The following is a 12780-nucleotide window of genomic DNA, read 5'->3' on the forward strand; positions in this document are numbered from 1 at the left end:
CCGGCGAACCGAGAGGCGCGAAGGGGTGACCCCGGTCCACCGGGCGGGTCAGCGGCCCCGGCGTGTCGCCGAAACCCCGACCGCGGGCCGCGCGGGGAGGGCGCGGGACGGTCCGGGCGGGTGTCTGACGTCGCGACACGCCGCTGCGGACGGGCCGTCAGGAGGGCGCGGAGAGCGTGGCGGCGTCCGTGAGAGGTGGGGCGGACGGGGCGTCAGGGTGCCGCTACCGGGCGGGGCGGGGGCGTCCTGCGCACCACGTACACCGCCAGCGAACCGGCCAGGAACAGCGCCACCACCGACACCGCCGTGCCCAGCCAGGCCGCGCCCAGCCACCGGGTCCCGAAGTAGCCCAGGACCACCCCGTAGACCGCCCACGTGATCCCGGCCAGCGCCGACCAGGGCAGGAACTGGCGCACCGTCCGATGCGTCTTGCCGGCCCCCAGGGACACCACCGAACGCCCGGCCGGCGCGAACCGGGCGATCACGACGAGGGCGCCGCCGCCGCGCGCCAGGGCCGTCCCCAGGGTTTCCTGGGCCCGCGTCAGCCGCCGTGAGCGGGAGATCGCGCGGTCCAGGCGGGCCCCGCCCCGTCGGGCCAGGCGGAAGGCGGCGAGGTCGCCGAGGACGGACGCGCCGGCGGCGCACACCACCAGCAGGCAGAGGTCGGGCACGTGCTGCGCGGGATGCGCGGCCTGCCCCGCCGCACCCCCGGCGGCCGCCGCGGCCGCGGTGGTGACGACCAGCAGACCGCTGGGCAGCACGGGGAGGAAGACGTCGAGGAGGATCGAGGCGGCGATCACCGCGTAGATCCAGGGGTTGGTCAGGAGGGTTCCCAGGGCCTCGACGGCCGGTGGCCCGGTCACAGACATCGCAGGTTCCCCAGTCCGGTTCGGCCGAGTCGACGGGCGTCGGCGGGGGTGGCGGTTGACAGCCACACAGCGTACTCGTCGTACGACACGCCCCCGCCCCCGGCCCGACAGCGGGCCCGGGGACGGGGAGAGGGGGAAGGGGAGGGCGGACGGGGCGGATGCGGCGGACGGGGGCCGGGCGGGCGCCCCGTGGGGCGGGGCCGGCGGGCACGTGGTGGGGCGGGGCCGTGGGGTCCGTGTGCTCCTCGTGTCCGGGGTGGGGGTCAGGCGGTGTCGGGTTCGCGGCCCGGGGCCGCCGGGTCCTCGACCGCGTGCGGCCGCCGTTCCCCGTGTCCGCCGACCGGCGGGCGCGCCCCCCCGCCCACGAACGACGCGCGCAACGCGCCCGGTCCCGTGAACACCAGCAGCAGGAAGGCCCAGCAGTAGATCGCCGCGGCCTCGCCCCCGTTGGCCATCGGCAGCAGCCCGTTGCCCTGGTGCACGACGAAGTAGGCGTACGCCATCGACCCGGAGGCGAGGAACGCCGCCGGCCGCGTCGCCACCCCGAGCAGCACCAACACCCCGCAACACAGCTGGATCAGTGCCGCGTACCACCCGGGCCAGGTCCCGAAGGGCACCGCGTGTCCCCCCGGCACGCCGAACACCCCCGCCGCCCCTCGGGTCGCGAAGAGGAGCCCGAAGACGATGCGGAACAGTCCGAGCGCGTACGGACGGGCCCGCTCCAGAGCCGCCCGCGCCCGCTCGACCCGGCCCCGCCGCCGAGGCGGGTGGTGGGAATGGTGATGCGGGTGGTGCGAGTGATGCGGGTGTTGGTGGGAGTGATGGGCGGGATGCGCCTGGTGGGACGCGGCACCCGGTTGTGGATGGGCCCGGCCGAACCGGGCCCGCACGGGATGCGGATCCGGATGGTCGGGACGGTCGGGTCGGGGATGGCGGTCGGGTCGGTCGCGCAGCTCGGACACCGGGACTCCCTCCGCACGCCGCGAAGGCGTGACGCATGGTCGGAGGATCATCGGACCATGCGACTTTTCCCGGTACCGGGCCCCTTCCCGTGCCGGAGCCCAAAGCTCACCCGACTGCCGCGCGCGACCCCCGTCGACCCGCTTCCGTCCCGTCGGTCCCCGCCCCGGTCAGCCGCGTATTCGCTCCCCGGGTGTCCGCGCCGCCGGCGTCAGCTCGCGGTCCGTCACGCGTTCCAACCACGCCTCCCCCCGACCCCGACGCCCCCGCCGCCGCGCCTGGTCCAGCGTCAGGCGTGCCCCGCGACCCGCCAGGGTCAACGTCATCAGCTGATTCCCGAACCAGGGACCCCCCGTCCGCCGCCAGCTCACCACCGGACGCCCCACCCGCCCGTGCCGGGCCAACGCCCTCCCCAACCGCCGCCCGACCCGGGACCAACCGAACCGGAACCCGAGATTCACCAGGAAGTGCACGGAGTTGTGCACCGGAGAACACGTCAACTGGAACACCCGCGAGTCCGTCGCCACCATCGGCTCCGCCACGTACGCGTGATGCACGTCCCCCGACAGCACGCAGATCGTCGCCGGCGCCGCCGGCCCCGTGCCCACCCGTTCGACCAGATCCGTCAACGCCGCGAACGACGACGGGAACGCCGGCCAGTGCTCCAGATCCGACCGCCGCCGCAGATCCTCCCCGATCCGCGCCCACCGCTCGCCCCGCACCCCCCGGCACAACGCCGCGTTCCACGCCTCCGCGTCGTGGATCATCGGCGGCATCAGCCACGGCAACGAGGAGCCGATCAACAGGTGGTCCACGCCCCCGATTCCCGCCGAGGCGTTCTCCCGCAGCCACTCCTCCTCCGCCGGGTCCAGCATCGCCCGCGCGCCCTCCGCCAGGACGCGGGCCGCCCGCGTGTCCACCATCACCACCCGGGTCCGCCCGAAGTCCCGCCGGTAGCTCCACCGGACCGCGCCCGGATCGGCGTCGGCCGCGGCGGCGAACGCCCGGAGGGCCTCGGTGCCGTCCGGCGCCTGCGTGACCTCGCGGAAGACGGGGTCGTCGGAGAGCTCGGCGGGGGAGAGATTGCCCAGGTGTTGGTACACCCAGTACGACATCAGACCGCCCAGGATCCGCTCCCGCCACCACGGCAGGGCCCGCCGCTCGGCGACCCACGCGGCGCTGGTGTTCCAGTCGTCGCTGATGTCGTGGTCGTCGAATATCTGCAGGCTGGGCACGGTCGACAGCAGCCAGCGGATCTCCGGGTCGCCCCAGGACTCGTCGTAGAGCCAGGTGAACTCCTCGTAGTCCGCGACCTCCGCACCCGGTGCCTCCCGCACCCCCCGGCGGCGGGCGACCTTGGCCCGCGTGACCCGGGACAGGGCGTCCGCGTACACCTGGTCGCCGAGGAGCAACAGCAGGTCGGGGCGTTCGGCCGTCGGGTCGGCGGCGAGGCGCGCGGCGAGGGTGTCGAGGGCGTCGGCGCCGTGCGGCCCGCGCCGGTCGGCGGGCGGGGCGGCCTGCCGGCAGGAGCCGAACGCTATCCGCAGCGGCGGGTCCTCGGGACGGGCCCCGGGGCCGCCGTCCGTGCCGGCCGTGCGCGGGCCCGGTCCGGACGTGGGCCGCGGGGTGGAGATGCTGCTGTCGGGGAACCGTCCGTCGGGCAGGGGCCACACGCGCCGGTCGTCGAGCAGCACCTCGTAGGCCGTGGTCGAGCCGGGGGTCAGTCCGGTCACGTGCACCAGGGCGTAGTGGTGCCCCGCCACCTGGAACGTGCGCGCCTCCCCGCCCGCCCCGTCCGCGCACCTGACCTCCACCGGTCCGGGGCGGTCGGTCTCCACCCAGACCGTGGCCGACCGGCCGGTCTCCCAGTCCACGTGCCGCAGCACCGGCCCCAGACGCAACGCCGCCATGACGTTCCCCTCCCCCGTGGTGTTCGAGATCACGGTAGGGCGGGGGAGGGGGTGCCGACCATCCTTCCCGAGGCGGAATCCCGAGGCCGGAGGATCGGGGGGAAGCTGGGGGCGCGGACGGGTTGGGGGTGTGGACGTGCGCGTAGGAGGGCACGGCCGGTTCAGTGCGACGGGGCGGGGCGGGGCGGGTGCTGTCGGGCGGAGGGTCAGCAGGCGGAGAGGATGTTGGTGAGGGCGGTCTTCTCCGCCGCGTCGACGCTCAGACCCCAGTAGGACTTCGTCCCCACCCACATGCGGGCGTACGTGCAGCGGTACGCGGTGCGCGGCGGGAGCCACGCGGCGGGGTCCTTGTCGCCCTTGGCCTGGTTGACGTTGTCGGTGACCGCGATCAGCTGGGGCCGGGTGAGGTCGTTGGCGAACTGTTGACGCTTGGCCGTGGTCCAGGAGGCGGCGCCCGAGCGCCATGCCTCGGCGAGGGGGACGACGTGGTCGATGTCGAGGTCCGAGGCGGCGGTCCAGGTCGCGCCGTCGTACTCCGAGTACCACGTGCCGGAGGTGGCCGCGCAGGAGGAGTCGGTGACCACGCCGACGCCGTCGCGCTTGAGCACGGTCTCGCGGGTGTTGCAGGTGCCGGAGACGGTGCTCCAGTGCGGGAAGAGGTCGCGGCTGTACCCGCTGGTGGACCCGGCGGGGGACGCGGGCGTGGCGGCGAGCCAGGCGCGTGCGTCGGCGGCGCTGAGCGGGGTGGGCGGGGCGGCCTCGGCGGTGGGACCGGCCAGGGCGACGAGGGCCGCCCCGGATATCAGCGCGGCGGTGAGGCGACGCGCGTAGACACCGAACGTGCGGGAGGACGTGGTGGGGGACATGAGGGGACTCCCTTGCGGGGCGAGTGGTGCGGAACGGGCCACGGCCGACCGGACCGTGCGGCTCCCGGGACGGGGGCTCGATCGGACAGCGTGGCGGCGCCCGGTGACGTGGGGATGGGCGCCGGGTGACAGCCTGGCGACATGGGCACGTCACATCAAGGGGTGCAAGGGTCCCTTTTCAAGCGGAAGTTGAGCCTCCGGTGAGTGGGGGTGGTGGGGCTCGGGGGAAGGGTGGGGCGGTGGGGGTGGGGTGAGGAGGCGTGCGCGGGGACGCGAGAACGCCCCGACGCGGATGCGTCGGGGCGTTCGGGGGGCTGTGCGGGTGTGGTGCGGGCGCGGCGCCGATGCGGTGCTGGCGCGGGCCCGAGGGTCCGTCAGGCCGCGCGGAGCGTCAGGCGGATGCCCTCGGGGTCGGGGCTGACCGTGATGGACGTCAGGTCGAGCACGTGCGCCGTCGGCCCGTGCTCGGCGGCCCGCGGGCCCACGCCGATCACCCGCATGCCGGCGGCGCGACCGGCCGCGATGCCCGCGCCCGAGTCCTCGAAGACCACGCAGTCGGCCGGGTCCACGCCCAGGGCCTCGGCGCCCATCAGAAAGCCCTCCGGGTCGGGCTTGCTCGCGGACACCGACTCCGCCGTCACGCGCACGCGGGGCATCGGCAGCTCGGCGGCGCCCATGCGGGCGGTGGCCAGGCCGAGGTCGGCGGAGGTCACGAGGGCGTGCGGAAGCGTGTCGAGGGCGGCCATGAAGGCGGGCGCGCCGGGAACCGGCACCACGCCGTCCAGGTCGGAGGTCTCGCGGGCGAGCATCTCGGCGTTGTCGGCCATGTTCAGCTCGACCGGGCGGTCGGGGAGGAGCGCGGCCATCGTGGCGTGGCCCTGCCGGCCGTGGACGACCTTGAGGGCGGCGTCGGGGTCCAGCCCGTTGCGCACGGCCCAGTCCCGCCAGCAGCGCTCGACGACGGCGTCCGAGTTGACGATCGTGCCGTCCATGTCCAGCAGCAGCGCCTTCGCGGTGAGGACGATCTCCTCGGGGGCGCCGGCGGACGGGGTGGGGGTGGTGTCGGCCTGCATCGGTGGGGCTCCAGGGGCGCGCGAGTGCGGGGGGACAAGCGGCTTCGCCCACCGGTCAGGGGGTGTGGGCGAAGCCACTTTGTTTCTCAAGGATACAAAACCTGTCCGGGTGCCGGACGCGCGATCCGCCCCCGGTCACGCGCCACGCCGCAACGGCGAGGCGGGCGGCGGCGCGGCGCACGGGGCCGGACGGCGGCGCGCGGCGGGCCGCACGCCGAGAACGCGGCCCCGACGGCCGGGCGTTCACCCGGACCGGGACCCGCGTGCGCTGCGGGAACCGACATCCTGCGACGCTCCTGGGCGCGCGCCGGAGGCGGACGGGACGTGGCCGACATCACCTCCCCGTGCCGCCCACCGGCCCGCAGGGCCCCGGGTCGGACGCGACCATGCGCATGCGCCCCGTCCCGAGCGGCCCGGACGACGGCCAAGGGGCCGCCGTCACGCCTCGGCCTTGCGGCAGGGCGCCGTGCGCGGACCATCCGGTCCGGAGCCGGTGCGGGCCGGGCGTGACGGGGTGAGCGCGAGCCGGACGCTTCAGGCCGGGCGGATTTGGGCCAGGCCCGGGCCCGCCCGGATGGGCACGTGGCCTGAGTCGGGTCGGCCTGGGTGGGCGCGTGGCTTGGGCCGGACGGGCCCGGGTGGGCGTGTGGCCTGAGTCGGGTCGGCCTGGGTGGGCGCGTGGCCCGAGGTGGGCCGGCCTGGGTGGGCGCCTGGGCCTGGTCGGGTGGGTGCGTGGACCGGGACGGGGGCCCCGGCCCGGTCCGGAGCCGGGGCCCCGGTGAGCGGGTCAGGAGCCGCCCTCCAGGGCTCGGCGGGTGGCCGGGCCGTAGACGCCCGGCGGGTCCTCACGGATGCCGTTGTCCCGCTGGAACTCGTACACCGCCGTCTGGGTCGGGAAGTTGTACCGCCCGTCGATCCGCCGTTCGTAGTAGCCGGCCGCCTTCAACTGCTGCTGCAAGCGTTCGACCTCCGGCCCCCGCGAACCCAGCGACAGGGTCGGCCCCGTCGGAGGGGCGGGCGGGGAGGGCTTCGTGCTCTTCGTCGGACTCGGAGACGACGAGGCCGTTCGGGACGGCGACGGGGACGCCGACCGCGACTTGCTCGGCGAAGCCGACGGGCTGGGCGACGCGGACGGCGACACCGAGGCCGACGCCGAAGCCGACGCGCTGGGCGACACCGCCGACGCGCTCGGCAACGGCGTGGGATCGAGGGACCCGACGATCGGACTGGGCACGAGTACCTGGGGGCGGGCCTCGCCCCGGGGCAGCGCCCCGTCGAAGAAGCCGGACACGAAGGCGATCACCCCGATCACGGCCAACGCGGTCACCGCGCCCAGCAGGGGCAGGCCCCACTGGCGTCGTCGTCGGGGTTCGGGGTCGGGTGTGAACGCTGATGCGGTCGCGCCCGGCCCGTGTGGACCGCCTACGCCGGGGATGCGTGGTGGCGGGATGCGGCCGGGACCCACCGGGCCCGGCGGGACGGGTGGGAGTTGCGTGGTCGTCTCGGTCCGGGGCACGGTGCGGCCCGGCGCCGGGGCCCCGAAGGCGGCGGTGGTGCCGGGGGCGGGCGTGGGGCCGTCGTCGGCACGGAACAGCGCGTTCGTGTCGACGAACGAGCCGCCGAGGCCGCCGCCGATCGAGGGCGAGGGGGCGTACGGGGGTGTGGCCGGCGGGTGCGGCGCGGGCGTCGGGCCGCCCGGGACGGGGCGCATCCGCATGGTGGCGTCCGCCCCGGGGGCCGGCGGGCCGGTGGGCGGCACGGGGCGCATCCGCATGGTCGCGTCCGCCCCGGTGGCCGGCGGGGTCGGGGTGGCGGGGCCGGGCGGAACCGGGGCCATCCGCATCGTCGCGTCGGAGACCGCGCCGGCGGGCGCGTGGGGGGCCGGCGGTCCGGGGCGGGCCGGCGTCCGATCGGTCGCGGACGCGGTGGGCCGGTCCGTGGGGTCACCGGCCGGCACGGGGGCCATGCGCATGGTGGCGTCGGGGATGCCCCTGGAGTGTGTGACGGCGCTGTCGGGTCCGGTCCGGGGGTTCGGCGGCGCGGCGGCGTCGGCGACCGGCACGGGGGCCATGCGCATGGTGGCGTCGGGGATGCCCCCGGAGTGCGTGACGGCGTCGTCGGGTCCGGTGCGGGGGTTCGGCGGCGCGGCGTCGTCGCCGGCGGGCACGGGGGCCATGCGCATCGTCTCGTCGGAGAGCGGGACCTGGGCCGGTGCGGGGGGCGGCGATGTGGCGTGGTCGGTGGGGGCGAGGGGTTCGCCGTGGCCCCGGGTCGCGTCGGACGCGGGCGCGGGCCAGGGCGAGGTGTCCGCCAGGGGCCGGGCGAACCCGTGCCCCGTGGAGTGCGCGGGCGGCGGTTCGGGGCTGACGTACGGGGACGCGTGTCGGCCGGAGCCCGGGGGAGCGGCGACCAGGGCGTGGCCGGAATCGGACCGCGCGGAGGGGTCGGGGCGGGCGGGAGCGTACTCCGAGGGCGCCTCGGCGGGCTTCCGGGGCGTGGCCTCGGCGCTCTCGGGGCGGGGGCGGCCCTCGGCGGCGTGAGCATCCGGTGTGCCGGGACGGTCGGGGAGGTGCGGCAGGGCGGGCGGCACGGCCATGGTGCCCTGCCCGTGTGCCGTGTCCGCGTCCGGCACGGGCCTCCCGGCGTGCGCGGGCGTGGCCACGGGCGCCGTACCGGGGGTGGCCGGTGCGGGGATCTCGTACGCCGGGACGGGCGGTATTCGGGTCCCGCCCGTGGCGTGCGTCGTGGGGCCGACGGGTGCTGCCGGGGCCTCCGGCCGGGGCGGGGCGGGCGGTCGCTCGACGCCGCCCTGGGACCGCGCGTGCGGCTGCCCCTGGCCTCGCCCGGGCTCCCGGGGCGGGGCGGTGTCGCGGATCGGGGGCAGGAGCACGGTCGCCGCGTCGCCCGGAAGGGGCTGCGGGGCGGGCGCGGGCGGCGTGCCGAACGGCGGGTCCGCGGGGGGCGCGAGGGGGCCGGGGAAGGCGGGCGGCGGTGGCTGCTCACCGGGAACGGGCATGCCGGACTGGTCGGGCATGTACGGACGCACGCGCAGGATCTCGAAGCCGGCGGCGCGCGCTTCGCACCCGCAGCTCTCGTTCTCCCGCGCGGCGCCGCACTCCGGACACTGCTCTGCGGTCACTGGAACCCCTCCCTCACAACTGCCAGCGATTATCCAGAACCACCCCCCACACCCCAACCGGCCCGGGGGCGCATCTCACTCCCGAGAGGCCATACCCGCGTAAAAGGATCAGGATGGAGGGATCGACCCGCCCGAGGAGGCCCACATGGCGCAGGACGAGAGCACGCCGGAACCGAACCCCTCGACCCCTTCCGGCCGGTCGCCCGAACCCACCGGGCGCCCCTCCGCCTCCGGCCCGCCCCCCGCCCCCACCCCTCCCGCCTCCCCCTCGCCGTCCTCCGCCGGCACCGTCCGCCCGAGCCCGTCGGGCCCGCCCTCCTCCTCCGGCCCGGTGCCCTCCGGCCCGGTGCCCTCGAACCCGGTTTCCTCCGGGGCGTCCTCCGCCGCCGGTCCGGGTTCGTCCGGGCCGTCCGGCTCCGGCCCGGCGTCCTCGGGGCCGTCCAGGGCGGGTATGTCCGGCGCCGACGGGGCCGGGCGCGTGGCTCGGGTGGGGGTCGTCGACGAGGGTGGGGTGATCGTCGCGACCGGACCCGGCGGTGCCGCTGGGGGGCCCGGTTCCGCCGGGCCGCCCGGTGCCGGAGAGCACGCGTCCGGAGCGGTGCTCGCCTCGATCGGCGCCCTGCTGCTGGGCCTGCTGATCGCCGCCCTGGACCAGACGATCGTGTCCACGGCGCTGCCCACGATCGTCAGCGACCTCGGCGGCATGGAGCACCTGTCCTGGGTCGTCACCGCCTACATGCTGGCCTCGACCGCCGCCACCCCCCTCTGGGGCAAGCTCGGCGACCAGTACGGCCGCAAGAAGTTGTTCCAGGCCGCGATCGTGCTGTTCCTGATCGGCTCCGCCCTGTGCGGCATCGCCCAGAACATGCCGCAACTCATCGGCTTCCGCGCCCTCCAGGGCCTCGGCGGCGGCGGTCTGATGGTGCTGTCGATGGCGATCGTCGGCGACATCGTGCCTCCCCGCGAACGCGGCAAGTACCAGGGCCTGTTCGGCGCCGTGTTCGGCGCGACCAGCGTCCTCGGCCCGCTCCTCGGCGGCCTGTTCGTGGACCACCTGTCCTGGCGTTGGGTCTTCTACATCAACATCCCCATCGGCATCGTCGCCCTGATCGTCATCGCGGCCTCCCTCCACATCCCGGTCCGTTCCTCCCGCCACACCATCGACTACCTGGGCACCTTCCTCATCGCCTCCGTCGCCACCTGCCTCGTGCTCGTGGCCTCCCTCGGCGGCACCTGGGGCTGGACCTCCGGCATGATCATCGGGCTGGCCGTGCTCGGCCTGGTCTGCCTCGCGGCCTTCATCGCCGTCGAGCGCCGCGCCGTCGAACCCGTCCTCCCGCTCAAGCTGTTCCGGATCCGGACCTTCACCCTCGCGTCCGTGATCAGCTTCATCGTCGGGTTCGCGATGTTCGGCGCGATGGTCTACCTGCCGACCTTCCTCCAGGTCGTCCAAGGCGTCACGCCCACCATGTCCGGCGTGCACATGCTGCCGATGGTCCTCGGCATGCTGATCTCCTCCACCACCTCCGGCCAGATCGTCAGCCGCACCGGACGCTGGAAGGTCTTCCCCATCGCCGGTACCGCCGTCACCGCCCTCGGCCTGCTCCTCCTCCACCAACTCCACCGCACCAGCTCCACGTGGGAGATGAGCCTCTACTTCTTCGTGTTCGGCACCGGCCTCGGACTCGTGATGCAGGTCCTCGTGCTCGTCGTGCAGAACGCCGTCAGCTACGCCGACCTCGGCGTTGCCACCTCCGGCGCCACCTTCTTCCGCTCCATCGGCGCCTCCTTCGGCGTCGCCATCTTCGGCACGATCTTCACCAACCGCCTCGACGACAAACTCGCCGCCACCCTCACCGGAGTGCCCCTCCCGCCCGGACTCGACGCCAAGCGGCTGGAGGCCGACCCCCGCTCCATCGGGCTCCTCCCGCCCGACCTGCGCCCGAGGGTCCTGGACGGCTACGCCCAGTCCATCACCGACGTGTTCCTGTACGCCGTGCCCGTCGTGCTCCTCGCCTTCGTCGTCGCCTGGTTCCTGCGCGAGGACAAGCTGCGCGGTTCCGTCACCGCCCCGGACGTGACGGAGACCCTCGCCTCCAACCCCGTCGAGCGCACCTCCCGTGACGAGGTCGCCCGCGCCCTGTCCGTGCTCGGTACCCTCCAGGGCCGCAAGCAGGTCTATGAGAAGATCACCGCCACGGCGGGCTTCGACCTGTTGCCCGCCGCGAGCTGGATGCTGCTGCGGATCCGCAAGTACGGTTCGACCGAGCCGAGCATGCTGGCCGAACGCACCAACGTGCCGCTGCGGGCCATCACCGACGCGGCCCGGCAGTTGGAGGAACGCGGCCTCGCCCGCCGCGAGGGCCTGCCGCTCGTCCTCACCGACACCGGACGCGAGAGCGCCGGCCGCCTGGCCGCCGCCCGGGAGGCGTCCCTCGCGGAACTCCTCGGCGACTGGTGGGGCCCGGACCGGCCCACCGACCTGACCGACCTGGTCGCCGAACTCAACGGCGAACTCTGCGGATCCGACGCCGAGGAACCCCATCACCCCGCACCCCGCCGGGACCACTCGGCCTCGTGAGCCCCGGCCCCGGCCCCGACCCGGCCGTCAGGACAGGTGCTTCTCGAAGAAGTGCTGGGCGTACGGGCTGTCGTTGTAGGCCGGGATCTCCTCATAGCCGTGCCGGGCGTACAGGGCGCGGGCCTCCACGAGGTCCGTGCGCGTGTCCAGCCGGACGCGCGTCGCGCCCAGGGCGCGGGCGGAGTCCTCGACACGGGTCAGCAGCGCCGAACCGCCGCCCGTGCCGCGGGCCGCCGGGGCGACGTACACCCGCGTCAACTCCGCCGTGTCCGCGTCCAGCATTCGCACACCCGCGCAGGCCATCGGCGTGCCCTCCAGCCGGCCGACGAGGAAGGTCCCGACCGGGGGTATGAGGTCGTCCACCGGCTCCGCCATTCCCTCGGCGAGCTCCGCCGCCGTGATCTGCCGGTGCCAGTACCGGCTCGCGACCTCCGCGTAGTAGGCCCCGCGCAGGGTGATGGCCACGGCCCCGTGCACGTCCTCCGCCGCGATCGACCACGGGCGGCGCGGCCGCGACGCGAACTCGCCCGAAGCGGGCGGCAACGCGGCCAAGGGGGCGACGGGCACCGCTCCGACCCCGCTGTCGGCCGCCGCCGCGGTGGCCTCGGCGGTGAGCGTCGAGCCGTGCGGGGCGGGGGCGTCGTGCGGGTCGGGCAGGGGCCGGACGGTGGTGTCACTGGTCATGCGGGTCATTGTGCGCGTGTGGGCCGCCGGCGTGCCGTGGATTATCCACAAGGTCGGGCGGATGATAGGAGAAATGGTCGTTCGTGCAGGTGAAAGGTGTGAGCGAACATGGCCGAACACCAGGACTGCGCCGTGATCCGACGCGGTTACGCCGCCTTCGACGCCGGGGACCTCGACGCCCTGGGCGCGCTGATGACGGCGGACGTCATCCACCACGTGCCCGGCGACAACCCGCTCTCGGGCCACCACAAGGGCCGTCAGGCCGTCCTCGACCTGTACCGCAGGATCGGCGAGGAGACCGGGGGCACGTTCCGCGTCCGCCTCGGCTCCGTCCTCGCCGACGGCCGGGGCCACGTGATGGCCTTCCACATCGCCATGGGCGACCGCGGGGACCGGGGCATCGAGATCCGCGAGGGGCTGTTCTTCACCCTCGTCGGCGGGAAGATCACCGACATCGACGAGTGCTCCGAGGACCTCGACGAACACGACGCGTTCTGGGCCGACGCCGAGGCCCCCGGAGAAGGCGCCGGCGAAGCCCGGTGACGGCGGCGGACGACGCGGCCCGGCGGGGGCCCGGCCCGGCGTCGTCCGTACCGGCCCCAGGGCCCTCGGGCGCCCTCCGGGCCGGCCCCGTTCCGGCCTCGGCGCCCTCACGGCGCGACCCCCGTTCCGGGCCCGGCGTGACTGTGCCCCCGCGG

The 12780-nt window shown here is 75.5% G+C and carries 9 protein-coding genes; 2 read left to right on the forward strand and 7 right to left on the reverse strand.

All coding sequences use genetic code 11. From position 1 onward, the window contains the following. Nucleotides 1-212: 212 nt before the first annotated feature. The 6 genes from ACN20G_RS18775 to ACN20G_RS18800 form a co-directional block, all read right to left on the reverse strand. Nucleotides 213-869 (reverse strand): DedA family protein, encoded by a 657-nt coding sequence (locus tag ACN20G_RS18775; protein ID WP_424213950.1) that lies wholly within the window; start codon nt 867-869, stop codon nt 213-215. Between the two features lie 263 nt (nt 870-1132). Continuing rightward, nucleotides 1133-1594: a DoxX family protein gene (locus tag ACN20G_RS18780; RefSeq protein WP_424215573.1), complete on the reverse strand. Its 462-nt coding sequence runs from the start codon at nt 1592-1594 to the stop codon at nt 1133-1135. A 405-nt stretch (nt 1595-1999) separates the two neighbouring features. Further along, nucleotides 2000-3739 carry an alkaline phosphatase D family protein gene (locus ACN20G_RS18785; protein WP_424213951.1) on the reverse strand — a complete coding sequence of 580 codons (1740 nt, stop codon included), beginning with the start codon at nt 3737-3739 and terminating at the stop codon, nt 2000-2002. A gap of 206 nt (nt 3740-3945) precedes the next feature. After that, a complete protein-coding gene (locus tag ACN20G_RS18790) occupies nt 3946-4605 on the reverse strand; it encodes an HNH endonuclease family protein (protein ID WP_424213952.1) in 660 nt (219 codons plus the stop codon). A 374-nt stretch (nt 4606-4979) separates the two neighbouring features. Beyond that, a complete protein-coding gene (locus tag ACN20G_RS18795; RefSeq protein ID WP_424213953.1) occupies nt 4980-5678 on the reverse strand; it encodes an HAD-IA family hydrolase in 699 nt (232 codons plus the stop codon). A gap of 787 nt (nt 5679-6465) precedes the next feature. Beyond that, a complete protein-coding gene (locus ACN20G_RS18800; RefSeq protein WP_424213954.1) occupies nt 6466-8817 on the reverse strand; it encodes a peptidoglycan-binding protein in 2352 nt (783 codons plus the stop codon). A 451-nt stretch (nt 8818-9268) separates the two neighbouring features. Between ACN20G_RS18800 and ACN20G_RS18805 the strand changes: the two genes are divergently transcribed. Next, a complete protein-coding gene (locus tag ACN20G_RS18805) occupies nt 9269-11398 on the forward strand; it encodes an MFS transporter (protein ID WP_424213955.1) in 2130 nt (709 codons plus the stop codon). 27 nt (nt 11399-11425) lie between these two features. Here ACN20G_RS18805 and ACN20G_RS18810 read toward each other — a convergent pair whose 3' ends face one another. After that, nucleotides 11426-12082 (reverse strand): GNAT family N-acetyltransferase, encoded by a 657-nt coding sequence (locus tag ACN20G_RS18810; protein WP_424213956.1) that lies wholly within the window; start codon nt 12080-12082, stop codon nt 11426-11428. A 108-nt stretch (nt 12083-12190) separates the two neighbouring features. Here ACN20G_RS18810 and ACN20G_RS18815 point away from each other — a divergent pair, with 108 nt between their 5' ends. Next, nucleotides 12191-12625 carry a nuclear transport factor 2 family protein gene (locus tag ACN20G_RS18815; RefSeq protein WP_424213957.1) on the forward strand — a complete coding sequence of 145 codons (435 nt, stop codon included), beginning with the start codon at nt 12191-12193 and terminating at the stop codon, nt 12623-12625. Nucleotides 12626-12780 lie beyond the last annotated feature (155 nt).

Origin of the sequence: Streptomyces dryopteridis (genome assembly GCF_049606955.1) — a bacterium.
GTDB lineage: Bacteria > Actinomycetota > Actinomycetes > Streptomycetales > Streptomycetaceae > Streptomyces.

Excerpts from the sequence above, each read along its gene's own strand:
- ACN20G_RS18815 (WP_424213957.1), top strand. The coding sequence starts at position 12,191 with ATGGCCGAACACCAGGACTGCGCCGTGATCCGACGCGGTTACGCCGCC.
- ACN20G_RS18795 (WP_424213953.1), bottom strand. The coding sequence starts at position 5,678 with ATGCAGGCCGACACCACCCCCACCCCGTCCGCCGGCGCCCCCGAGGAG.
- ACN20G_RS18775 (WP_424213950.1), bottom strand. The coding sequence starts at position 869 with ATGTCTGTGACCGGGCCACCGGCCGTCGAGGCCCTGGGAACCCTCCTG.
- ACN20G_RS18790 (WP_424213952.1), bottom strand. The coding sequence starts at position 4,605 with ATGTCCCCCACCACGTCCTCCCGCACGTTCGGTGTCTACGCGCGTCGC.
- ACN20G_RS18785 (WP_424213951.1), bottom strand. The coding sequence starts at position 3,739 with ATGGCGGCGTTGCGTCTGGGGCCGGTGCTGCGGCACGTGGACTGGGAG.
- ACN20G_RS18810 (WP_424213956.1), bottom strand. The coding sequence starts at position 12,082 with ATGACCAGTGACACCACCGTCCGGCCCCTGCCCGACCCGCACGACGCC.
- ACN20G_RS18805 (WP_424213955.1), top strand. The coding sequence starts at position 9,269 with ATGTCCGGCGCCGACGGGGCCGGGCGCGTGGCTCGGGTGGGGGTCGTC.